Consider the following 24,888-nt stretch of genomic DNA (forward strand, 5'->3'; position numbering starts at 1 on the left):
TTAATTTTTTCTTTTCCTTCCTGTCATTTCATTAATTTTAATCTGAAAGACAATGGGTTCCCCATCATCATAAATCTTACTTGAAAACTCACTAATAAAATGAAGGTCTTTCAGTTCTTTTTTTCTAATTATATCCTTTATACATATAGAAAAATCATGCAGATAATATTTTGCATCAACACCTGACAATTCCTTATATTCACCATGTACAAGCACAGATCTCCAATTACTAGGCGATTGAATTTCTGCAACTTCCAATGAAACAAAATTGTTTTTTCGCATAGCCATCGTTTTTTGACCACCTTCAGTATACCCTATGATACAATTATTCTCTTTACAGTAATAGTAGGTTATAGGTACAACAAATGGCCTATTCTGAAATATATACCCTAGGAAACCGATATAATTGGAACTGAGTATTTGAATTAACTCTTTATCTTTAACTAGCTGTATCATCCTTTAATATTTTTACTAAAAATAATAAGAAATTAGCTGTTTTAAAATGACCAATATCAGTTGAACAAAATGTATTAGTTCGTTTTATTTACATCTACTTCTAGTTTAGGTATTTTTATCAATTCTAATGTCGTAGAGGCTAACATTACTTTTCCATTAGTCAAATAAATTTCTTTTCTAATTTCATCATTCAATACATCTTTTGTGCCACGGCGTTTCTTATAATCAACAATATATCTAAGATTGAATTGTATCCAATTATCATTTAAGGTTATCGCTAAAGTTGGATCTACCTCAGCATTTTCTATATAATATTTATTTACAACATCATTCCATTTAGCCTTTGAGTTTAAGGTATAATCTGATAATACTTTACGAGCTATTTTAATAACAATAAGTTTTGCTAATTCAATGTCTGAACCATATTTAATAGGTAAGTTAAACTCATCCCAGATAAAGGGGAAATCTTGAGAATAATTATATATGGGGCCTTTAAACACAAAGGCGTTACTCAATTTTACAATTCTACCACTGTAATTATCACTACTTACCCATTGGCCAATTTCCATCATGGTGGTATAAATACTATCCACATCAATTACATCGCCTTTAATACCATTAATTTCAATTCTATCTCCAGGTTTGTACACTTTAACTAAAAAAATATAAACAGATCCGGCCAAGCTTAAAATCAATTCTTGTAATGTAAAAGCAATACCCGCCGTAAAAACACCAATAGCAATAGTGAAATTTTTCATTGAACCTGAAAAATAGAAAAGGGATAAAAGAATTAATAATATATATCCTAATATTTCAATGCCTTTTTGAGATTTATACCTTGCACTTGTGTTTGAAATTCTCCTTCTTAAAACTCTCCTCGTCAATTTTATAACGATAATAATAAAAAGCACCCATAATAAGTATTTAACGATTCCCACAACAAAAGGATTTTCAGAAATCCAAATTTTAATATCTTCTATTAAATTCATAGTATTTAAGAATTAATTAATATTTGTACTAAAGTTAATAGATCCTAAAGCCTTTAAAAATGATACATATCATCTAAAAAACCACCACTATAGTTTAATCGTTTATAATTATTATGCTGAAGGAATTTTTGTAACTTTACTACAGTTATCATCTTATAAAAAATCTTGTAAAATGTTTCAACAAAATCAAGATATATTTAGCATTCTATCTGAAGCAATTTCTGAATGTATTATCATTATTGATAATGATCAAAAAATTGTATCAACCAATTCGTCTACCAATAAAGTATTTGGTTATACCTCTGCCGAATTAATAGGAAAATATTTGGAAAAACTAATTCCAAAAAAATATCATAAAATTCAAAAAGTACTCTTCAAAAAGTTTGTTAAAAAAGGTGAGAAAAGGCAAATTTCAGATAGTATTGAACTTTATGGCTTACGAAAAAATGGTGCCATTTTTCCTACTGAAATTGGTTTAAATCCTTTTACGGTTTATGGTAAAACCTATAACATGGTTTTATTGATTGATATTACCGAAAGAAAGGAAAATGAAAAAAATTTACTCATAAAAAGTGAAGCTCTGCAGTCAGCAGCTAATGGTATTGTTATAACCGATGCACTACAATATGACAACCCTATCATTTATTGCAATTCCGCTTTTATTAAACTCACCGGGTATTCAGAATCTGAAATCATAAATAAAAATTGCAGGTTCTTACAAACTGATGATAGAGATCAAGAAAGCATAGAGCAAATTCGATTGGCTATAAAAAAAGGAATAAGTTGTAGTACAATTCTGCGTAATTATAAAAAAGACGGTACTTTATTTTGGAATGACCTGTCTGTAACGCCTATAAAGAATAATGATGGTGTTGTTACTCATTTTATTGGAATCCAAAATGATATTACAAAGCGGATGTATGCTGAGCAAGAACTTAAGCATTGGGCTTCTATTTTTGATGAATCATTAAATGAAATATTTATATTCGATAAAGTATCATTAAAATTTTTAAATGCTAATAGAGGAGCACAAAAAAATATAGGTTATACTCTTGAAGAACTTAAAGAATTGACCCCTTTCGATATAAAACCTGAAATTACCGAAAATGATTTTAGAACATTGATAGCTCCTCTAATTCATAAGGATAAAGAAAAAATTGAATTTGAAGCCATCCATCAAAGAAAAGATGGCACCACGTACCCTATTGAGGTACACTTACAACTATCTTCATCTGAAGATCATGAATTACTCGTTGCGATAATCTTAGATATTACTGAGCGAAAAAATTATACAGAAAAGTTAGAAAATACCGTCGCAAAACGGACCGAACAATTGAAAATTGCCTTGACTAAAGAAAAAGAACTAAACGAACTTAAAACAAAGTTTCTGTCTTTAGTATCGCATGAATTTAAAACACCATTAAGTGGCATTTTAACATCAACTATTTTACTAGAAAAATACAAGCTCACTGAACAACAAGAAAAAAGAGATAAACACTTAAATATAATTACGAGTAAAGTACATTACCTTAACAATATTCTTAACGATTTTTTATCTATTGAACGTTTAGAATTAGGAAAAGTAACTTATAAATTTACTGATTTTAATTTGAGTAAAGTCGTAAACGAAGTGGTTTATAATGCAAATATGTTATTAAAAGGCGGACAAAGAATTAATATTTCTCAAAATAGTGATGAATTTAACTTACATCAAGATGAGCGGATTTTAGAATTAATTTTATCTAATTTAATTTATAATTCCATAAAATATTCACCTGAAAACACAGACATTAATCTTGAAGTTTCAGAATGTGAAAATAATTTAATTTTAAAGGTTATTGATTATGGAATAGGAATTCCGATAAATGACCAAAAACACATATTTAATCGTTACTTTAGAGCTGAAAATGTATTGAATAATCATGGTACAGGCATAGGTCTAAATATTATAAAAGCACATTTAGAAAATTTAGGTGGAACAATAAACTTCAAAAGTGAAGAAAATAGCGGATCTACATTTATAGTTGAACTTCCAAAGATAATTGAAAAATGAAAAAAATTTTATTAATAGAAGATGACGTAGTAGTCAGAGAAAACACAGCAGAACTGTTAGAGTTGTCTAATTATAAGGTTTTTACAGCTGCAGATGGTAAAATGGGAATTACAAAAGCAATCACAGAATTACCTGATGTAATTATATGTGATATAATGATGCCTGAAATAAATGGTTATGAAGTATTAAATGTACTTTCTAAAACAATTGCTACACAGCATATTCCTTTTATTTTTTTATCCGCAAAAACTGAATATAGCGATATTCGAAAAGGAATGGATATGGGTGCTGACGATTATTTGACCAAACCTTTTAATGAAGCTGAACTTATTAGTGCTATAGAAAGTCGAATTGCCAAAGTAGCACTTCTAAATGAGAATTCAGATTTGAAAAGCTTAATACAATCATATAATAGTGATGATAATCTAAAAACAATTGATCAGCTTAAAAACTATTTTTCTGATAATGCAGAAGAAGTTACATATAACCTTGATCAAACTATATATAGAGAAGGAGATCATTCAAATTATATATATTTAATATATAAAGGGGTTGTAAAAACCTCAAAAACTGATGAACAAGGCAAAGAATTAATTACCGCATTACACAAAGGGGACGATTTTTTTGGGCTAACTTCTTTATCTCACAATAGGCCTTATAAAGAATCTGCAATAGCTCTCGAAAAAACACAAGTTTTCAGATTGGTAAAAAATGATTTTAAAGATCTTTTATTAAAAAATCATGCCTTAACATTAGAGTTGTTGGACTATTCTACAGAAAATGTAACCGAAATTAAAGGTCAATTATTACAAATGGCATACAGTTCTGTTAGAAAAAAAACGGCAAATACGATATTACAGTTTGCTGAAAAAATTAAAAAACATCCAAAAGATGGTATTCGAATCTCAAGAAGTGACTTGGCTAGTGTAGCTGGTATTGCCACCGAGACTTTTATAAGAACATTAACACGTTTAAAAAAGGAAGGTATCATTGATATTGAAGGAAGAAATATAAAGGTAATTGATATTGACTTATTAAAACAAGTTTATTAAAAATTGATTTTAAATTGATATATATCATTGTATAAAATCTATAACACGTCTAATTTAGATGTAAATTATAGAACGAATAGAATGATGACTAATATTTTAATCCCCACAGACTTTTCGGAAAATTCATGGAATGCTATCGCATATTCCATAAAGTATTTTGAAAAATCAACATGTAATTTTTATTTACTACATGTTACTCCGATTATTAATTATGCAAGTGGTGAAACGCCCCCACTCCCCTTCAGTGGCTCTGTAGAAAAGGAACTATTACAGCAATCGAAATCTGATTTACAAGACCTATTAAATAGGATTAAGAAAATAGATTTAAATACCAAACATACTTTTATTACCATACCTAGTTACGATTATTTTATTGATTCCATAAGGGGGCAAATTGAAGAAAAAAAGATTGACCTTGTTGTTATGGCAACTAAAGGTGCCTCTGGTATTAAAAAAATAGTAATTGGCAGTAATACTGGCGATTTAATTACAAAGGTAAAAATACCTGTAATGGTTATACCTGAAAAAGCAACATTTAAGCCCCCTAAAGAAATAGCTTTTCCGACTGACTATAACATATTTTATCACACCAAAATTATAAGTGATATTTTAGAATTTTCTAAAAAACATGATACTATTATTAGAGTAGTCCATGTTGCTAAAAAAAATGAGGAATTAACACAATTCCAATTAGAAAATAAAGAATATTTAGAGGAAGTTTTAAGTACAATCCCCCATAGTTTTCATAGAATAAGTAATAAAAAAATTGAAGCAGGTATTGAATGTTTTGTAGAAAGCAGAGATATAGATATGATATTTATGGTAGCAAAAAACTTAACTCTTTTTCAGCAAGTTATGTTTAAGCCAACTGTAGAAGAGATAAGTTATCGAACTAAGATTCCCTTTATCGTATTACATGAATAAAAAACATAATAATTATGGAAAATATATCTATTTTTTTAGCAAAATTTTGGGGATGGTATTTAATTATTTTCTTTTTGATATTAAGTCTAAACCCTAAAAGGATCAAACAAATCTTTGAAGATTTGAAAGATCAAAAATTTCTTATAATTACGGCTTTCATAGCCATTATAATTGGCTTACTAAATATTTTATTTCACAATATTTGGGAAGATAGTTGGACGATTGTAATTACATTTATTGGATATATATCACTTCTAATTGGTTTGTCTTTATTTGTTTTTCCTGACAAAACCATCAATTGGATAAACATTATAAATATTAAATTTTTACAGCTATTATATATGCTATTATTTTTAGTAGGTGTTTTCCTTTTAAATATGGCCTATGGTATTGTACCGTTTTAAAAAATATTTTTCCTCATTAATATTTATTATAAAACAGGTAAGTTAATACTCACCTGTTTTATAATTTAACCTAACATAAATGAACATCCTATTTTTATTTTTTATAACAATTAAACTAGAAGCAATAATATTGGAGAAAAAACTTGGAGGTAAAATTTTAGAGTCATTTTTTTTACAGCTGCCAAATCCTCATTAAAAGGTGAAAAAAAATCTGATTGACAAAAAAGCACAGCACTAAAACAATTAAATTTTTCATGATTGTATCTATTTGTAATTCAATCAAAATTACTAACGCCGGTATTTTCACGAATTGATCCGGATCATTTTTTATGAAATCCAATTATAATAGTTTTAACAAAAGAAAAATTTACCTCTTGATATCTAATTATGTAACTGATATATATCATTTCAAATTAGAATCATTATAAGTATATTAGTATTCATGATTCTAAAGCTTATACATTAGGCAATTTTTAAATTTTATTTATTGCAAATGGAAGAAGCTAAAGCATCATCAAAAAAAATTGATAGAAGTACTATACTAATTCTTTAATTAGAGGCTAACAAATACTTCTGTTTCATTCTAATTTTTATAACACTATAAATAACTTAAAATGGAAACTAAAATCAAAAAAGATTGGTTGGGCAGAGTTAAAAGCATTGAAGAATTGCATGATGACTCAAAACTTTGGATTTCTGAAGTAAGTTTTATTAATGATGAATTACATTTTTTTAATGATTTATTAAGTACCTATTATATTGATATTATTGATTCTGGTTTGTCTGATGAAATCAATAAAATAATAAAAAAAATAACTCAAGAAAAAGAATCATATAATGCATTTATGAAATTGATTCAATATCAGGAAAACCTATTATCTAAACTAATTTACACAGGTAGTGTTACCAGCAATCCAAATTATTTAAAAATGCATCAAGATTTAGAATTTAAAGTTAATGCCTATATTAAAAATTCTAAATTATTAAAAAAACAAATTTTTAGCATTGTAGAAGATCAAATGAGAAAGAAAGAGCAAAAAAAATTACTATGAAAAGGACCTATTTCTATGAAAAGGACTTAAAAGATAGTATCGGTTATAACCTTTTAGGTTAAGAACCTTTACTATCTTTTATTGCTAATACGAACTTCACAACACTTTTTCCTTAAAGAATCTACTTTAAAAAAGCACTTGAAATAACTTACAAAAACAATAAAGGTATTTTACTAGCATACGTTATCTCTGTCATACTCGCCTTTGTAAATATTCTTTTAAAAAAAGATTCGACATGTATAATTTTAGCAACTAAATGCACTTCTTTTGTTGCTATAATATGCTCAACGGCATTTTCAATTGACTTATTTTGGTCCGTATAAAAGTTCAGTATGGTGTCTTTAAAAAATGAATTTAAGGTCTCTTTTTGAAGGTTATATTTATCTTGTTCATTCTGATTAACCATTGTTAATACATTCAGATGTGAATTAAATTTTGATATTATACCAAGTAATGGTTTTACAATATTCTTTTCTAAACTTATTTCTGTTTCATTGATAAATAAAACTTGCGATGGTTTACAGAACTTGTGCTTTTTAGGAATAACCAAAATAGGTAAATCAACTTTTTCAATAACCTGAATTGTATTAGAACCAAAAACAGCTTCTTTTATACTTGAAGCTCCATTTGTTCCCATCACAATCATATCCACATGTTCAATTTCTACTAATTGTTTTATAGCACTGACAAAGCTATCATAATCACAAATTCCTTCAAAAGTATAGTCTTCATTAGCGTATTCTTTCTTTAAATCATTTACTAAAATCTCTAATGCTTTTTTAGGATTTTTTATGACAGAATCGTAAATAGATTTTTTGGGAGATGCAATTAAATCACTTGTAATATATTTGGAAACTTTCTGCACATTGAGCACATAAAACGTAATGGTGTCTCCACTAAAAAACTGCATCGCATATGTTATAGCATTACTAGCATTCTTTGAAAAATCTGTTAATAATAGTATCCGTTTCATAATTATATTTTTTCTCTTATAAAAATACAAATTACAACGTATTGTAAATATGACATTTATCATTGTATCTCCATCATAACAACATTAATTTTGGCAACAAGAAAATAAGTTAATCCTATGCCAAATTCAACATTAATTCAAAAGTATAATGTACCTGGTCCAAGATATACTAGTTACCCTACAGTTCCTTATTGGAATGAAGATAGCATAGATGAAAATAGCTGGAAGCAATCCATTAAAAAGTCTTTTGATGAAAGCAATTCTTCAAAGGGAATTAGTTTATATCTACACCTTCCTTTTTGTGAAAGTTTGTGTACTTTTTGTGCTTGTCATAAATACATTACGAAGCGACATGAATTAGAAACACCCTATATTGAAACGTTGTTAGCTGAGTGGCAACTTTACTTGCAACAATTTGATAAAAAACCGTTGTTAAAAGAGTTACATTTAGGTGGTGGGACTCCTACTTTTTTTGATGTGGAAAATTTAGAACTGTTGATAAAAACCATTCTAAAAACAGTTGATTTACATAGAGATTTTGAATTTAGTTTTGAAGGTCATCCTAACAATACTACCAAAGAACATTTACAAACCTTATATAATTTAGGTTTTACTCGAGTGAGTTATGGTGTACAAGATTATTCAGAAAAAATTCAAAAAGCGATCAATAGAAAGCAGTCTTTTGAAGATGTAAAAAATGTAACGCAATGGGCTAGAGATATTGGCTACACTTCTATTAGCCACGACCTTATTTTCGGATTACCGTTTCAGACCATTAACGACATTATAGATACCATAAAAAAAACGAAAGAATTAAAACCTGAACGTATTTCGTTTTATAGTTATGCTCATGTACCATGGATTAAAGGTGTTGGTCAAAGAGGTTTTAAAGATTCAGATATACCTAATGGTGATGAAAAACGAAAACTATATGAAATGGGTAAACATATGTTACTGAACCTAGGATATATTGAAACGGGCATGGATCATTTTGCATTACCAACAGATTCCCTCTCTAGAGCTTTTAAAGATGCTAATATGCACAGGAACTTTATGGGATACACTACAAATCCAACACAATTAATGATAGGGTTGGGCATGTCTGCCATTAGCGATTCTTGGTATAGTTTTTCACAAAATGAGAAAACGTTAAAAGCATATCAAGATCAAATTGAAAAAGGAGTACTTCCTCTTTTAAAGGGTCATTTATTAACCGAAGAAGATTTAATAATCAGAAAACACATACTAAACATTATGTGTCATTTTAAAACTTCTTGGAAAAATGACAATATGAAATTTAAGGAGCTTTCAGAAACATTAGGCCGTTTAAAGGAATTAGAAAAAGATGGCTTAGTTGTAATTTTAGATGATGAACTCATTATTCCTGAAAATGCAAGGGCATTTGTAAGAAATATATGTATGGCATTTGATTTACGAATGGTTCGTAACAAGCCAAATACCAAATTATTTTCATTGACAGTATGATATTAAGATGCAAAAATTTAGACCGAGAATAAGGTAAAAATGGTAGCTTATAAATTAATTTTAAGGATTATAAACTAAAGTTAAACCTAGCGGAAAGAAGATTAAAAAAGGTGTGTATGTCCCTCTTTTATTTCCTTAGAGAAACTTGCAATTGTTTTGTTTGTGAGTTCCCCTACTAATTTATTTCTTAAGGGTGATACTAAATGATGAATTGGACAAGGGTTTTCACTATCACAAACAGGTAAACCTAAAGAACATCCTTGAAATTTTTCTAACCCATCTATGGCAGCTACTATAGATATCATTGAATTTTGTCTATCAGCATCCGTAAGGTAAAAACCTCCGTTCCTACCCTTTCTTGAAGAAATAATATTTCTTTTGGTAAGTTCTTGCAAGGTTTTAGCTAAAAAAGGAGCTGGTATATCAATTATTTCAGCAATTGATTTTGGATTATATTTTTTTTCATCATCAGAATTTAATGATAAAAACAGTACTGCTCTAATGGCGTAAGTACTAGATTTTGAAAGCATATTTTATAATTTTAACAAGATAACAAAGTAAAAAGATAATAATATCTTTTTATATGACAAATGTCATATTTTCATTTAAGCACTACTTATATATTTGTACAAAATTAACAAACTTTATATTATGAAACTTAAAACTCTAATTCCAATTTTAATCATCGCCATCATGATTTCTTGTAAAAATGAAAAACAAGAAAGCACAGAAACAACACCAGCTGCTACTGAACAAGCTTCACCAGAAGCATCAGAAAATCAAGGTCAAGCTTCTGTTACAGATAAAGTGTCTGATGCAAATGCATTACAAGTGGCTCAATCATTACCTGATTTTTCAACATTAGTAACGGCTATTGAAGCTGCTGGTTTAGAAAACTCAGTTGTAAATGCGGGTCCTTTAACAATTTTCGCTCCTACCAACGAAGCATTCGGTAAATTACCAGAAGGTACTGTTGAAACATTAGTAAAGCCCGAAAACAAAGAAAAATTAGCCTTTATTTTAAAAAACCATGTAGCTCCGGCAAATTATCCAGACACACAATTAGAAAAAGAAGCTAAAAAGGGTCGTAAATTATATATGGCTTCCGGAGAATATTTAGAAGTAGTGAAAAAGGATGATGGTCTTTATGTTGGCGGAACTAAAATATTAAAAACAGTAAAAGTTAGCAACGGTTGGATTCACGTCATAGGAGATGTGATTGTACCTAAAGATAAATAAGCGTTTCAATTCAATAAATAATTAAACTAAAAACTAAAATAATGAAAAAAGTAATTTTAAGCGTATTTGTGCTCTCACTTGCTGTATTGGTAAGTTGTGGTGACAAAACAAAAAAGGATAGTACTGAGGCTCCAAAAGAAGAAGTCGTAAAAGAAGAGGTTGTAGAAGTTGATCCAATGCAAAATAAAGGAATTGGACCTATTACAAGTGTAACCTTAGCTGCTGAAGTAGATCAAGAATTAGCAAAAACAGGTAAGGAAGTATATGAAAAAATGTGTACTGCTTGTCATAAAGCTGAAAAAAAGTTTATCGGTCCTGCTCCAAAAGGAATATTGGAAAGAAGAAGTCCAGAATGGGTTATGAATATGATTTTGAATCCTGACGGAATGGTTAAAGAAGATCCTATTGCAAAAGCATTATTAGCTGAATATTTGTCTCCAATGTCAAATCAGAATTTGACGGAAGAACAAGCAAGAGCTGTCTTAGAATATTTTAGAACATTATAAATAAATCAAACTTTAAATTAACTTTATATGAAATCAATACTTAAAATAATGACGCTGTTATTTTCGGCTTCTGTTTTACTGAGCAGTTGTGGTAATAATAATGGTAAATCTTCGGGTAACAATAGTGCTTTAAATAGCAGTAACGCCGAAAAAGTGTATGTTGCACCAGGTGAATATGACGAGTTTTATGCGTTTATGTCTGGAGGTTATAGTGGTAACCTTACTGTTTATGGTTTACCTTCTGGTAGAATGTTTAAAGAGATTCCTGTTTTTTCTCAGTTTCCAACCACAGGTTATGGTTACTCTGAAGAAACTAAACCAATGCTAAATACTTCATTTGGTATGGTACCTTGGGATGATTCTCACCACCCTGATATTTCTCAAACCAATGGTGTTTTAGATGGTAGATGGGTATTTATAAATGGTAACAATACACCACGTATTGCTAGAATTAGTCTTAAAACTTTTGAAACTGAAGAAATTATTGAAGTACCTAATAGTGCAGGTAACCATAGTTCTTCATTTATAACTGAAAACACAGAATATGTAGTTGCAGGTACACGTTTTTCTGTTCCTGTTCCTCAAGCTGATTTACCTATTAATGAATATAAAGGTAAATTTAAAGGAGCTTTATCTTTTATTAGTGTAGATAAAGAAACGGGTAGAATGGGTATTAAATTTCAAATATTAATGCCAGGTTTTAACTATGATCTTTCTCACCCTGGTAGAGATAAGTCTCATGGTTGGTTCTTCTTTACTACTTACAATACAGAAGAAGCGAACTCATTATTAGAAGTAAATGCTTCTCAAAATGACAAAGATTTCATTGCTGCGATCAATTGGAAAAAAATTGAAGAATATGTAAATAATGGTGGTGGTACTAAAATGCCGGCAAATTATGCACACAACGTTTATGATGAGCATACACATACGGCTACTTCTACTATGGAAAAAGAAGTATTGACTGTAAACCCTGCAGATATACCTGGAGCTATTTATTTCTTACCTACTCCAAAATCACCTCATGGTTGTGATGTAACTCCTTCAGGAGAATACATTATCGGTAATGGTAAATTATCAGCAGACTTAACAGTACATTCATTTGCAAAAATGTTAGATGCTATTGAAAACAAAAAATTTGACGGTGATGCTTATGGAATTCCAATCTTAAAATATGAAGATATTTTAGCTGGTGTTGTAAAATCTGGTGGTTTAGGCCCATTACATACAGAATTTGATGATAAAGGAAATGCGTATACTACATTCTTTATTTCTTCTGAAGTAGTAAAATGGAAAATAGGTACTTGGGAAGTAATTGATAGAAAACCTACTTATTATTCAGTAGGTCACTTAATGATTCCTGGTGGAAATTCTAGAAAACCTTTCGGAAAATACGTGGTTGCCATGAATAAAATTACGAAGGACCGTTATTTACCAACTGGACCTGAGTTAGAGCATTCAGCACAACTATATGATATTTCAGGTGAAAAAATGGAGTTAATTTATGATTTTCCAACACATGGTGAACCTCATTATGCTGCAGGTATTCCAGCTGATCTAATCAAAGGTAATTCACAAAAAATCTACAGATTAGATGAGAACAAACATCCATATGCCATAACTTCTCCAGATCAAGCCAAAGTGACTAGAAATGGTAAAGAAGTACATATATCTATGGCAATGATTAGATCTCATTTTACACCAGATAATATTGAAGGTGTTAAAGTTGGTGATAAAGTATATTTCCATATCACAAACCACGAACAAGATTTTGATGTACCTCATGGATTTGCTATGATCGGTGCAAACAATTCTGAATTGCTAATTATGCCAGGACAAACAAAAACCCTTACATGGGAACCTAAACAAGTAGGTGTTTGGCCTTTCTATTGTACAGATTTCTGTAGTGCATTGCATCAAGAAATGCAGGGATATGTCAGAGTATCACCAGCAAATTCAGATATAGAGCTATCATGGTCTTTAGACGGTGAATAAACAATTATTTTAGTTTGAAAAGGCTGTATTGAAAATTTCAATCCTTTAGTTTCGTACAGCCTTTTTGTTTTTACTTATAGATTACCTCATTCTACCAATCACTCCAAAAGGAGCATAATTACAATAAGATGAAAAAAGCAGGTATTATAATGATTATCGGCTCTTTATTACTAATGGGCCTATTCAAATTTCCTTTATGGAATATTATGTTAGGAGCACCTCAATATCCTGAACCGTTAGGTATGGATATTTATATTGATGGTATCAAGGGGGTTTCCGAATTTGATTTACAAAATATAGATGGCTTAAACCATTATATTGGTATGAAAGTAATACCTAAACCAGAAGAAATGTGGGAATTCTCCGCCTTTCCTAAAGTTATTGGAGGTATGGTGGCATTAGGAGTTCTTATTGGTATTTTAGGTTTTATGGGGAAAGTTTCCTATAAATGGTTTATCGGTTGGTTTATACTTATGTCCATTTTAGGGGTATTAGGTATGTATGATTTCAACCAATGGTTAACTGAGTATGGTGGAGATTTAGATCCACATGCTATTATAAAAGTAATAAATCCTGATGGAACACCTATGACATACAAACCACCATTATTAGGGTATCAAAAAATGTTAAATTTTGATGTTACTTCATTACCGCACACAGGTGCTTACATGATGTTTGTAGGAATGATGCTTACAATAGTTGCATTTTTTGTAGGAAAAAAAGAGCATAAAAAGGCATAAAACAGTGTCTGTTCGAGTGTCACTCATTGTGTGGTGTAATGAGAGCGGTATAATTGGAATAGTTAAATCTAGACAAAAATGAAAAAATTATTTTTTTTACTTTCATTATCTCTGATATTGGTTTCATGTGCTATTGAACCCTCAAAAATTGAATATGGTAAAGATGCCTGCAATTTTTGTAAAATGACAATTGTAGATAAAACACATGCTGCTCAAATTGTTACTAAAAAAGGGAAGTCTTTTAAATATGATGCTATTGAATGTATGTTAAATGACATGAAGGATAAAGATAAAAGCAAAATGGAATTATTTCTGGTTACAGACTATCTAAATCCCACAACATTAATAGATGCCAATTCCGCAACCTTTTTAATTTCTCCTGCAATAAAAAGTCCTATGGGAGCTAACCTATCTGCTTTCAAAAATAAAGAAGATGTAGCAAAGCTTATCAAAACTGATGTAGACAAAAGCTATAACTGGAAAGAGCTACTGGCACGTTATCAGTCTGGTTCTCAAGGTAAATAAATACTCACTCAAATTAGCTAAAGCTGTCTTAAACTTTAAATTTAGGGCAGCTTTTTTAAATCTAAAAAATGAATAAAAATAGTATTACAGACATCCCTATTAAAGGTTTAAACGTTACTAAAATCTTTACAACAGATAGTACTGAAACGTTGTTAATAAGCTTAGAAAAAGGTGAAACTTTTCCAACACATACATCACCCAAAACTACTCTTCTTGTTGTTTTAGAGGGAAAAATCGATTTCCATATTGAAAATAAAATTGTTACTTTAGCTAAACATCAGTGTTATAGTTTTGAAAAAAACATTGAGCATTACGTTACTGCTCATAAAAATTCTAGATTTTTGATAATTAGATAGTAAAATGCTAAAGAAAACACTTCCCCTTTTATTATTCCTTTTTATAATTTCAAATAGTTATACTCAATCTATAGAGGTATGTGCTACTTGCGATGTTAACTCACTTACAGATGCTATCGCTAAATCTAAACCACATGATAAAATAACGATACAAAAGGGTACGTACTTAGAAAGCAATGTTATAATTGACAAGCCTTTACAAATAATTGGTGAGGGTAATCCAATAATTGATGGAGAAAAAAAAGGATATGTACTTATTGTAAAATCTGACAGTGTTTCTGTTACCGGACTGGTAATTAAAAACCCAGGGAAAAGTTATACCAAAGATTATGCAGCCGTTTATATTTCTCAGAGTAACCATTTCACTTTTGAAAACAATACCTTAGAGAGTGTCTTTTTTGGTTTTCTAATTGAAAAATCTCATCATGGAAAAATCGTTAAAAATCATGTTTCAAGTCAAGCGATAGATCAATCAGCCTCAGGTAATGGCATTCATTTATGGAATTGTTCAAATATGCTTATTGATGGAAATAAAGCACATAATTTAAGAGATGGTATTTATTTAGAATTTACCAAAGAAACTAAGGTTACCAATAACCAAAGCTATGACAATATGCGTTATGGTTTACATTTTATGTTTTCAAACCATAACGAATACCATAACAATACATTTACGAATAATGGTGCCGGCGTTGCTGTTATGTTTTCCAAATTTATTAAAATGACTGGCAACACATTTACCAAAAACTGGGGAACTGCATCTTACGGATTACTTTTAAAAGAAATTTATGATGCCGAAATTGAAAACAATACTTTTCAAGAAAACACTATTGGTATTAACGTTGAAGGTTCTACCAGAATAAATTATCTCAAAAATAATTTTATAAGCAACGGTTGGTCTGTAAAAATTGCTGGTGCTTGTTATGCCAATATATTTAAGGAAAATAATTTTTTAAACAATTCTTTTGACATTTCATACAACAGCAATATGAACGATAATAAATTTGACAGTAATTATTGGAGCTCATATACGGGGTACGATTTAGATAAAAATGGCATAGGTGACATTCCTTATCGTCCTGTAAAGCTATTTTCTTATATCGTAAATAAAACCCCAGAAACAATTATATTATTGCGAAGTTTATTTGTAGATATTATCAATTTTTCAGAAAAAGTGTCACCAGTGTTCACACCTGATGAATTGGTAGACAGTACACCATTAATGACTCCTATTAAATGATAGAAATAAAAAATTTATATAAAAAATTTGGAAAGGTTGAAGTCTTAAAAGGGCTAGACTTGACCATTAACCCCAATACTTCTGAAGGTGGCATTTTTGCAGTTTTAGGTCCTAACGGCTCCGGTAAAACAACATTAATTAAAAGTATTTTAGGGATGGTTATTCCCAATAAAGGGGAAATTGAAATTCAAGGAAAAAGTGTCTTAAAAAAACATCAATATAGGAATAACATCAATTATTTACCACAAATTGCCAATTTTCCAAGCAATTTAAGTGTAAACGAATTGATTAAAATGGTTAAAAACCTAAGACCTAAACCTGCGGCTGATCAAGAATTTATTGATTTGTTTCGTTTAGAACCTTTTCTAGACAAAAAACTAGGCAACTTATCAGGTGGTACGAAGCAAAAAGTAAACATCCTACTGACTTTTATGTTTGATAGTGAACTAATTATCTTAGATGAGCCCACAACTGGTTTAGACCCAATTTCTTTACTCAATCTTAAAAAAATAATCTTGGCTGAAAAAGAAAAGGGTAAAATGATATTAATTACTTCTCACATTATGAGTTTTGTAGAAGAAATGGCTGATGAAATTGTGTTTCTATTAGATGGTAAAATCTATTTTAAAGGAACATTAGCTGCCATAAAAGAGCAGACCAAACAAACCGATTTAGAACATGCTATTGCAGCAATTTTAACAAAAGAAAATGTTTAAAATATTAAAATATAGTTTTTACGATTTAATGCGTAGCAGTTGGAGTTACGTATATTTTTTATTCTATTTAGGCTTAGGTTCTGTATTACTATTTTTAAATAATGACGTGTCAAAAGCGGTTATTACTTTAATGAATATTATTGTGGTACTTACACCATTAATAGGAACCATTTTTGGGGTTATGTATTATTATAACTCCCGTGAGTTTACGGAGTTATTGTTAGCCCAACCCTTAAAAAGATCAACCATTTTTATTGGTCAATATTTAGGAGTGGCCATTTCACTCTCTTTAAGTTTAGTGATTGGTTTAGGTATCCCATTTTTAGCATATGGACTACTACAATCATCAGAAATTTTTAATTTTTTATCTCTTATAGTGGTTGGTGCATTTTTGACTTTTATCTTTGTAGCCTTGGCATTTAATATTGCTCTTTCTAACGAAAATAAAATTAAAGGCTTTGGTTATGCTATTTTAATGTGGTTATTTTTAGCTGTAATTTATGATGGGCTATTTTTAATTTCTCTAGTAATGCTTCAAGAATATCCATTAGATAAATTCTCTTTAGTAGCAACCATGTTTAACCCTATAGATTTATCGAGAATTTTAATACTTTTAAAATTAGACATCTCTGCCCTACTCGGCTATACAGGTGCTGTTTTTCAAAAATTCTTCGGTACTAATTTCGGCATGGTAATTTCTTTTAGTGTACTTTCTCTTTGGGTTGTTTTTCCCATATTAAGAATCCTATTTAAATCAAAAAGAAAAGATTTTTAATTTTTAAATCTTAATTGAATGTTAAATCAATCATAATTCATAATTACATGATAATCATCATGTTTTTGCTTATTTGTTAATCCTATTTTTGACTTTGCTAGGTTTATACAAATTTTAATCATAAAACATGACAAAAGCTCACTCTTTTCATATACCTGTTATGGGTATCGGTTACACTATAGATACCCCTTATAAAGTTGCTCATTTAGGCATCGATTCTGTTATTTCTTTAGTGGACGACATTTTACTTGAAAAACTCAGGAAAATGTATAGTGAAAAACTGGAGATTCCATACACTGCAATTACTGATAAAATTAATGATTTCAGAGCCAAACGAGTTACATCTTATTTAAATATGATGAATAATTTGGTCGACAAAAAATTTGAAGAATTAAAGAATTCAGCCGCTGATGTAAAAGAATATTTTAATCGGTTACCAGACAGCTCCTCCATAAAAAAAGAGTTTAAAAAAATTACAGCCCACCATTTTAATCTAGAAGACATAAGAACATGGATTGACACTACGATTACCAAAGGTAGTATAGATGTTAATATCATGACCAAGGTTGACAAAGACAATTATATTGGTGACGAAAAATTACCCATTGAATTTAATGATGCTCATGCTGCCTTAAGAGGTTTTGCAGAAAGCGATTTAAATGCCTCTGTGATTCTTTCTGCAGGTATGAACCCAAGACTTTATGCTTATCTTGAAAACTTTGACGCATTTTATCCAAATGAAAAAGGTGAAGTTGACAAAAAGATTGTTTTAAAAGTTAGCGATTATCGTTCTGCATTAATTCAAGGGAAATTTTTAGCAAAAAAAGGAATCTGGGTTTCAGAATATCGCGTTGAGTCTGGTTTAAATTGTGGTGGACATGCCTTTGCAACTGATGGAAATTTATTAGGCCCAATATTGGCAGAATTTAGAGACCATAAACAAGAAATTACGCAAACGGTTCATGAACTCTTAATAAAGGCATTAGCGGATAAAAACAAAACCATCCCAAAAGAACCATTAGCTTTAAAAATAACAGCCCAAGGTGGTGTTGGTACTTCAGAAGAACATGACTTTTTATTAGATCATTACAAAGTTGATTCTGTAGGATGGGGTACGCCATTTTTACTAGTTCCAGAAGCGACAACCGTTGATGTTGATACCTTAGAAAAATTAGAAGACGCAAAAGAAAAAGATTTATACTTAAGTAATATCTCTCCTTTAGGCGTTCCTTTTAATAACCTTAGAGGAAATACAAAAGACGAACAAAAGTTTAAAAATATCGCAAAAAATAGACCTGGAAGTGCATGCCCAAAAAAATACGTAGCCTTAAACTATGAGTTTGATAAAAAAGGCTTGTGTACAGCTTCAAGACAATATCAGCACTTAAAACTAAATAGCTTAGCTGAACAAAATTTATCAGAAATTGAACATGAAAAAGAATATACTAAAATTATAGAAAAATCTTGTGTTTGTGTTGGGTTAGGAACCTCTTCTTTATTGAGCCATGGTGTAGAAACCAAAAAAGAAGGCACTGGTGTTTCTATTTGTCCTGGTCCGAATTTGGCATATTTCTCTGATAAAATGAGTCTAAAAAACATAACTGACCATATTTATGGAAGAGCAAACATGATTTCTAGATCTGATAGACCGAATATGTTCATTAAAGAATTGAATATTTATATTGAATATCTTAAAAATAAATTGGAAGAAACGGCAACTTCGATGGATGCCAAACAAGAAAAATATTTTAAGAAATTTAGTAATAACCTAAATGAAGGAATTACCTATTATCACAATTTATTTAATTCAGTTACCGCAAACTTTAGAGATGCAAAGGTTTCTATTTTCAATGAACTTGAAACGAGTAAACGTAACTTGAAACAAATTGTAACTGATATAGAACTAAAAAAAGAAAGTATGCTAGAAAAAGCATAATTATAATAAAAATATCAATCCCCTTTTGTATACTTTACAGTAGGGGATTTTTTTAGTTACCAATCAAATCTAAATTATAAAAACCTCCACAATTGGTTTTTCTATTCTTTGAAAATTGGGTTATTAAGTAGGCGGTTGTTATTAGGTTTCTCAATTCACAGAGGTCTATAGATAATTCGGAATGATCATACAATCTTTTATTGTCTTCATACAAGCCTTTTAGCCTTCTTTCTGCCCTTAACAATCTTTCATCAGACCTTACAATACCTACATAATTACTCATTATTGTTTTAACTTCTGCCCTATCGTGCGTAATTAATATGTTTTCCATATTCTTTACAACACCACTATCATTCCAAACGGGAATATTATCTGGCATGTTCACCTTTGCATACTTTTTAGATGCATTTAAAAAAGCTCGATGTGAATACACAAGAGCTTCCAGTAAAGAATTTGATGCTAGTCTGTTTGCACCGTGTAAACCTGTTCTAGAAACCTCTCCGCAGGCATATAAATTTTTGATTGAAGTTTTCGCTTTCTTATTTACATTTACGCCTCCACAGATATAATGCGACGCAGGTACTACGGGTATAAAATCGTTACGAATATCAATACCTAAAGATGCACATTTCTCGGTAATATTTGGAAAGTGTGCTTGAAACTTTTCAAAATCTAAATGTGTACAATCCAGATATACATGAGCCGCACCACTCCTTTTCAATTCATTATCAATTGCTCTTGCCACAATATCTCTAGAAGCTAATTCTTCACGATCGTCGTAGCGATGCATAAATTTTTGCTTCTTAAAATCTCTTAATTTGGCACCAAAACCTCTCACAGCTTCAGAGATTAAAAATGCTGGATATTCACCTGGGTTATACAATGCCGTTGGATGAAACTGAATGAACTCAACTTCAGATATTTCCGCTTTTGCCCTGTAGGCTAAACCTAAGCCGTCTCCTGTTGCTACTTCCGGATTTGTAGTCGTTGTATAAACCTGCCCACTGCCACCTGTTGCTAACAATGTAAATTTAGAAACAAATGTTTTTACAACATCAGCTTTAGCATCCAAAACATAAGCTCCAAAACATGATAATTTAGAATTTCTTTTCGTTTTTTTCTTTTGAGCTTGATGCTCTGTAATTAAATCAATGGCATAATGATATGTCAAGTAATTGATATTATCAGCCTCTTTTACTTGTTCAATTAAAGCCCGTTCTATTTCGCCTCCAGTAATATCTTTATAATGTAAAACTCTATTTTGTGAATGACCACCTTCTTTTCCTAAATCAAAAGTTCCTTTCTTATTAGTATCAAACCGAGTACCCCAATCAATCAATTCTTGAATTCTGGTCGGAGCATCTTTTATGACCATACGCACCACCTTTTCATCACACAAGCCATCTCCTGCAACTAACGTATCTTCAATATGTTGCTCAAAAGTATCTACTGATTGATTATAAACAGAAGCTATTCCGCCTTGAGCATATTTCGTATTAGATTCGTCAATTTCATTTTTTGTAACAATAGTAACTGTGGCATCTTTATATTTTTCAGCGATTTTTAAAGCAAAACTTAATCCTGAAATACCAGAACCCAATACCAAAAAATCCGTTTTATACAATTCTGTATTACTTTTCATTTGAATTTACTTAGATAATTCTAACATTCTGTTAATTGAAACTATGGCTTTTTTACTTAGATCTTTGTCAACTTCAATAGCTGGTAATTCATACTGCATACATAAATACAATTTCTTCATGTTATTCATTTTCATATACATACATTCGCTACAGGCACAGGTATTATCTTCTTTAGCCGGAGCTGGTATTATCTCTTTATCAGGATTATCTAACATCATTTGATATAAAATTCCCGCCTCTGTGGCCACAATAAATGTCTCTTTATCGCTATTCTTTACATGATTTAACAAACCTGAAGTAGAACCTATATAAGATGCTGCTTTTAAAATATGAGCTTGAGATTCTGGATGAGCAATAATTTCAGCCGTTGGATGCTTTTGATATAGTGTAATTAATTTTTCGACAGAAAATGCTTCATGGACCATACATGCACCATCCCAAAGTAACATTTCTCTACCTGTCTCCTTATTTAAATAAGCACCTAAATTTCTATCAGGTGCAAAAATAATTGGTTGATCCATTGGGATAGAATCAATTATCTTTTTGGCATTAGAAGAGGTACATACAATATCGCTTAAGGCCTTAATTTCTGCCGAACAGTTTATATAAGTAACCACAACATGATTTGGATGCTCTTTTTTAAATGCCGCAAATTCTTTTGGCGGACAACTATCTGCCAATGAGCAACCGGCTTTTAAATCAGGTAATACCACTTTTTTGGTTGGATTTAAAATTTTAGCGGTTTCAGCCATAAAATGTACCCCAGCAAAAACAATCATATCTGCATCAGTTTCAGCTGCCTTTTGTGCTAAATACAAGCTATCACCAACAAAATCAGCTATGGCCTGAATTTCATCAATTTGATAATAATGAGCTAAGATTACGGCATTCTTTTCTTTTTTTAATCTTTTTATTTCAACAACATAATCAATATCTGGTGTATTTATTTCTAAAAACCCCTTATTCTCTATATTTCTCTTTGCTTTTTCTAAAATCTCCATAGTTCAATTTTATCGTATATATTTTGATACTGAACAAAGATAGTTTTTGTTTATAAGGTTGACAATTTATTTACTTTAGAAAAAAAAACTTAGCTAATTTATAGGAATCTCATTTCACTGATTAGTTTGGTATATTAATATCTATTTCACTACTATCTTCTTCACTTTTTTGTAAATTTACACCTAACAAATTTCATTTTTTCATATACTAATTGAAGTAGATTTTATGCCCGAAAAAACACATGCCCCTCTCACATTAACCACAGAGGAAATGCAACAATATGGCTATAAAGTTGTAGATTTAATTGTTTCTCATTTTGGAGACTTAAGCTCTACAAACATAGTCAGTCTAGCCGATAGAAAACAGATGGATGAACTCCTACAGCAGCCTATCCCCAATAAACCCAGCTCACCAGAAAAAGTTTTACAAGATGTTGTCGATAACGTTTTAACTAATGTCGACTTTTTAACACATCCTAAGTTTTACTCGTTTGTTCCTAGTCCTAGTAATTTTATAAGTGCTATGGCAGACGCCATTGCTTCTGGTTTTAATATTTTCTCTGGTGGATGGTCAACTTCTCCTGCTGCAGCAGAATTAGAAATTGTAGTGATCAACTGGTTTTTAGAAATGTTTCATTTTCCTGTGGTAGAAGGTGGTGGTATTTTAACCAGTGGTGGCTCAATGGCAAATTTAACGGCCTTGACTACTGCTAGGCGAATTAAGTGTAAAAATGAGTATTCAAAAGCCACTATATATCTATCTGACCAAGCCCATTCTTCAAATATTAAAGCAATCAGGGTGTTGGGTTTTAAAGAACGACAAGTAAGGATAATTCCTACAGACATGGAATTTAAAATGTCTTTAAATAAGCTTAAAAATGCTATTGCTAAAGACAAATTGGAAGGTTATACCCCTTTTTGTATTATTGCTTCTGCTGGTACAACAAACACGGGTACTGTAGACCCTTTAGAAGAAATAGCTGATATCTGTGCCAAAGAAAATTTATGGATGCATGTTGATGGTGCTTATGGTGGAGCTGCTATTTTAGCTGATAAAGGAAAAACCTATTTAAAAGGCATTGAAAGAGCAGATTCTCTTACGGTAGATCCTCACAAATGGTTTTTTCAACCATATGAAATTGGATGCCTTTTGGTGAGAAATCACAAATGGTTAAGTAAAACGTTTAGCGAGAAACCCGTTTATTTACGAGATATTGAAGGTAATGAATCTGAAATAAATTTTTATGATCATGGTATTCAATTAACACGTGGTTTTAGAGCGTTAAAACTCTATATGTCTATAAAAACGTTTGGATTAGATCAATTTAAAGAAGCCATACAGTCAGGTATTTCACTTACCGAAAATGTAGAAGATTTCTTACGAAAAAGTTCAAAATGGGAAGTGGTTTCACCTGCAACACTAGCTATTATTAACTTCAGATGTAATCCGATTGAACAAAACTTAACTGAAAAAGAATTAGATGCGTTAAATCAGTATATCTCCAAAGAAATATTAAATTCACACAGTGCTGTTTTGGTTACTACTATTTTACAAGACCAAGTGGTATTGAGAATGTGTCTTATTAACCCGAGAACTACGCTTGACGATATAAAAGACACGCTTAATTCTTGCGAAAAATTTGCGACAACATTTATTAAAAACATGACTCATGAATCTATATAAATATTTATTTATTTTTACATTAATTACAGTTGTTGGCTGTACAAAAAAGACCATAAAAATTCCTGTATTAAATGTTGCGGGTATACAAGATACTATTTATGACAATTCTCAGATTTGGATTTTTGCAGAAGAAAAAGATGGTGATACCATTGCTACATTAAATAGAAAAAACAGCATTGCCACCACAAGTTGGATCTATAATATTGACAAAAATTTACCCATGTCTTTAGTGGTACCCTATTTACAGAAGCTAACAGAAAAAAGAGAGAAACCTGCTTTACATGAAAAAGATGAAGACGATTTTAATTATTTCTCTTATGTAGATTCTGATGCGAACCTCTTATCTATGGTTAAGTTTGATGTTATTTATTTTGACACTAATAAAAGCATTGACAAAAATTCATTTTTAAAAGACACACTGAATAAACATGTAGTAATAGATTATAATCAAAAGGGGTTGGCCATAAATGACAGCGTAATTTCAATAGACAATTTGAATAATTATTTTGTAAAACGATCGCCAGAAAAGAAAACAACTGTCCACTTAACTTTTGATAAAGACCTCAAATACGAAGATTATTTACTTTTAAAAGCTCGCTTGCAAAATAGTAACAACATTAAGCTTGACACCATTGAATTTGTAAATTAAATTCTAATTATATTTACGGATAGTTCAAGTATGCTTGTATAATTGTTGTATGTCATTTAAAAAATCTTGATTAGAATATTATATTTATATGCTAAAACATATAAATTAATGTTTTAGCATCAAATTATATCTAATTGCATATAATTTAATATATTTGTTTAATATTATATTTAAAAGCATATAATGAAGCAATTAGCAGAGTTTGTCAAAGAACGGAGAAAAGAAGTTAATCTGACTCAGAAAGAATTCGCTGAACGAGCAGGAGTAGCACTAACTGTTGTACGTAAAATCGAACAGGGTAAAACGAATCTAAATATGGATAAGGTAAATCTAGTTCTTAATATGTTTGGACATGAATTAGCTCCTGTTAATAGTAAAAAACGGGCTGAATGAGAAAGGGAAAGGTATTTTATAAAAACCATTTGGCTGGCATTATTACGGAGACGAATAGGGTGAATATGAATTTCAATATAACAATCAATACGCCAAAGATCA

At 30.3% G+C, this 24,888-nt stretch carries 25 protein-coding genes; 19 read left to right on the forward strand and 6 right to left on the reverse strand.

The genetic code is table 11. The features are described from left to right. Together FF125_RS13405 and FF125_RS13410 are read right to left on the reverse strand one after the other, a co-directional pair. Window positions 1-456, reverse strand: a complete 456-nt coding sequence (locus tag FF125_RS13405) for a pyridoxamine 5'-phosphate oxidase family protein (protein ID WP_138950244.1) — start codon at window positions 454-456, stop codon at window positions 1-3. 74 nt (window positions 457-530) lie between these two features. Next, entirely contained in the window at window positions 531-1,445 is a 915-nt protein-coding gene (locus FF125_RS13410; protein WP_138950245.1) for a mechanosensitive ion channel domain-containing protein, read from the reverse strand. Between the two features lie 172 nt (window positions 1,446-1,617). Between FF125_RS13410 and FF125_RS13415 the strand changes: the two genes are divergently transcribed. From FF125_RS13415 to FF125_RS13435, 5 genes are all read left to right on the forward strand, one after another. Continuing rightward, window positions 1,618-3,498: a sensor histidine kinase gene (locus FF125_RS13415; protein WP_138950246.1), complete on the forward strand. Its 1,881-nt coding sequence runs from the start codon at window positions 1,618-1,620 to the stop codon at window positions 3,496-3,498. Continuing rightward, on the forward strand, window positions 3,495-4,550 hold the full coding sequence (locus tag FF125_RS13420; RefSeq protein WP_138950247.1) for a response regulator: 1,056 nt from the start codon (window positions 3,495-3,497) through the stop codon (window positions 4,548-4,550). The genes FF125_RS13415 and FF125_RS13420 overlap by 4 nt, the downstream gene beginning before the upstream one ends. A gap of 27 nt (window positions 4,551-4,577) precedes the next feature. After that, window positions 4,578-5,474, forward strand: a complete 897-nt coding sequence (locus FF125_RS13425) for a universal stress protein (protein WP_250629584.1) — start codon at window positions 4,578-4,580, stop codon at window positions 5,472-5,474. A 14-nt stretch (window positions 5,475-5,488) separates the two neighbouring features. Further along, entirely contained in the window at window positions 5,489-5,878 is a 390-nt protein-coding gene (locus FF125_RS13430) for a hypothetical protein (RefSeq protein WP_138950248.1), read from the forward strand. Window positions 5,879-6,492: 614 nt separating this feature from the next. Further along, a complete protein-coding gene (locus FF125_RS13435) occupies window positions 6,493-6,930 on the forward strand; it encodes a hypothetical protein (protein ID WP_138950249.1) in 438 nt (145 codons plus the stop codon). Between the two features lie 148 nt (window positions 6,931-7,078). Here FF125_RS13435 and FF125_RS13440 read toward each other — a convergent pair whose 3' ends face one another. Continuing rightward, a complete protein-coding gene (locus FF125_RS13440) occupies window positions 7,079-7,903 on the reverse strand; it encodes a universal stress protein (protein WP_175418928.1) in 825 nt (274 codons plus the stop codon). 117 nt (window positions 7,904-8,020) lie between these two features. Between FF125_RS13440 and hemN the strand changes: the two genes are divergently transcribed. Next, entirely contained in the window at window positions 8,021-9,388 is a 1,368-nt protein-coding gene (hemN, locus tag FF125_RS13445; protein WP_138950251.1) for an oxygen-independent coproporphyrinogen III oxidase, read from the forward strand. A 101-nt stretch (window positions 9,389-9,489) separates the two neighbouring features. On the opposite strand, the gene FF125_RS13450 is transcribed toward hemN, so the two are convergent. Further along, complete coding sequence (locus FF125_RS13450; protein WP_138950252.1) at window positions 9,490-9,918, reverse strand: RrF2 family transcriptional regulator; 429 nt, start codon at window positions 9,916-9,918, stop codon at window positions 9,490-9,492. A gap of 121 nt (window positions 9,919-10,039) precedes the next feature. On the opposite strand from FF125_RS13450, the gene FF125_RS13455 reads away from it, so the two are divergent. The 10 genes from FF125_RS13455 (at window position 10,040) to FF125_RS13500 (ending at window position 19,416) form a co-directional block, all read left to right on the forward strand. Further along, window positions 10,040-10,627 carry a fasciclin domain-containing protein gene (locus FF125_RS13455; protein WP_138950253.1) on the forward strand — a complete coding sequence of 196 codons (588 nt, stop codon included), beginning with the start codon at window positions 10,040-10,042 and terminating at the stop codon, window positions 10,625-10,627. A 41-nt stretch (window positions 10,628-10,668) separates the two neighbouring features. After that, window positions 10,669-11,133, forward strand: a complete 465-nt coding sequence (locus FF125_RS13460; protein ID WP_138950254.1) for a c-type cytochrome — start codon at window positions 10,669-10,671, stop codon at window positions 11,131-11,133. Between the two features lie 27 nt (window positions 11,134-11,160). Beyond that, the gene (gene nosZ, locus FF125_RS13465) at window positions 11,161-13,128 is read left to right on the forward strand and encodes a Sec-dependent nitrous-oxide reductase (protein ID WP_138950255.1); all 1,968 of its coding nucleotides are present in this window, start codon (window positions 11,161-11,163) and stop codon (window positions 13,126-13,128) included. Between the two features lie 128 nt (window positions 13,129-13,256). Beyond that, window positions 13,257-13,868 carry a hypothetical protein gene (locus tag FF125_RS13470; RefSeq protein ID WP_138950256.1) on the forward strand — a complete coding sequence of 204 codons (612 nt, stop codon included), beginning with the start codon at window positions 13,257-13,259 and terminating at the stop codon, window positions 13,866-13,868. Window positions 13,869-13,946: 78 nt separating this feature from the next. Beyond that, on the forward strand, window positions 13,947-14,393 hold the full coding sequence (locus tag FF125_RS13475) for a nitrous oxide reductase accessory protein NosL (protein WP_138950257.1): 447 nt from the start codon (window positions 13,947-13,949) through the stop codon (window positions 14,391-14,393). 68 nt (window positions 14,394-14,461) lie between these two features. Further along, window positions 14,462-14,749: a cupin domain-containing protein gene (locus FF125_RS13480; RefSeq protein ID WP_138950258.1), complete on the forward strand. Its 288-nt coding sequence runs from the start codon at window positions 14,462-14,464 to the stop codon at window positions 14,747-14,749. Window positions 14,750-14,753: 4 nt separating this feature from the next. Further along, window positions 14,754-15,989 (forward strand): nitrous oxide reductase family maturation protein NosD, encoded by a 1,236-nt coding sequence (locus FF125_RS13485; RefSeq protein ID WP_138950259.1) that lies wholly within the window; start codon window positions 14,754-14,756, stop codon window positions 15,987-15,989. Continuing rightward, window positions 15,986-16,705 (forward strand): ABC transporter ATP-binding protein, encoded by a 720-nt coding sequence (locus FF125_RS13490; RefSeq protein WP_138950260.1) that lies wholly within the window; start codon window positions 15,986-15,988, stop codon window positions 16,703-16,705. Before FF125_RS13485 ends, FF125_RS13490 begins: the two co-directional genes overlap by 4 nt. Beyond that, on the forward strand, window positions 16,698-17,480 hold the full coding sequence (locus FF125_RS13495; RefSeq protein WP_138950261.1) for an ABC transporter permease: 783 nt from the start codon (window positions 16,698-16,700) through the stop codon (window positions 17,478-17,480). The genes FF125_RS13490 and FF125_RS13495 overlap by 8 nt, the downstream gene beginning before the upstream one ends. Window positions 17,481-17,607: 127 nt before the next feature. Then, on the forward strand, window positions 17,608-19,416 hold the full coding sequence (locus FF125_RS13500; protein WP_138950262.1) for a hypothetical protein: 1,809 nt from the start codon (window positions 17,608-17,610) through the stop codon (window positions 19,414-19,416). A gap of 52 nt (window positions 19,417-19,468) precedes the next feature. Here FF125_RS13500 and nadB read toward each other — a convergent pair whose 3' ends face one another. Beyond that, on the reverse strand, window positions 19,469-21,058 hold the full coding sequence (nadB, locus tag FF125_RS13505) for an L-aspartate oxidase (RefSeq protein ID WP_250629585.1): 1,590 nt from the start codon (window positions 21,056-21,058) through the stop codon (window positions 19,469-19,471). A 6-nt stretch (window positions 21,059-21,064) separates the two neighbouring features. Next, window positions 21,065-22,060 carry a quinolinate synthase NadA gene (gene nadA, locus FF125_RS13510; protein WP_138950263.1) on the reverse strand — a complete coding sequence of 332 codons (996 nt, stop codon included), beginning with the start codon at window positions 22,058-22,060 and terminating at the stop codon, window positions 21,065-21,067. A 226-nt stretch (window positions 22,061-22,286) separates the two neighbouring features. On the opposite strand from nadA, the gene FF125_RS13515 reads away from it, so the two are divergent. From FF125_RS13515 to FF125_RS13525, 3 genes are all read left to right on the forward strand, one after another. Continuing rightward, the gene (locus FF125_RS13515; protein ID WP_138950264.1) at window positions 22,287-23,744 is read left to right on the forward strand and encodes a pyridoxal phosphate-dependent decarboxylase family protein; all 1,458 of its coding nucleotides are present in this window, start codon (window positions 22,287-22,289) and stop codon (window positions 23,742-23,744) included. Next, on the forward strand, window positions 23,731-24,393 hold the full coding sequence (locus FF125_RS13520) for a hypothetical protein (RefSeq protein WP_138950265.1): 663 nt from the start codon (window positions 23,731-23,733) through the stop codon (window positions 24,391-24,393). The genes FF125_RS13515 and FF125_RS13520 overlap by 14 nt, the downstream gene beginning before the upstream one ends. A 183-nt stretch (window positions 24,394-24,576) precedes the next feature. After that, window positions 24,577-24,786: a type II toxin-antitoxin system Y4mF family antitoxin gene (locus FF125_RS13525; RefSeq protein WP_117883152.1), complete on the forward strand. Its 210-nt coding sequence runs from the start codon at window positions 24,577-24,579 to the stop codon at window positions 24,784-24,786. Window positions 24,787-24,888 lie beyond the last annotated feature (102 nt).

The sequence above is a fragment of the Aureibaculum algae genome (assembly GCF_006065315.1).
GTDB classification, from domain to species: domain Bacteria; phylum Bacteroidota; class Bacteroidia; order Flavobacteriales; family Flavobacteriaceae; genus Aureibaculum; species Aureibaculum algae.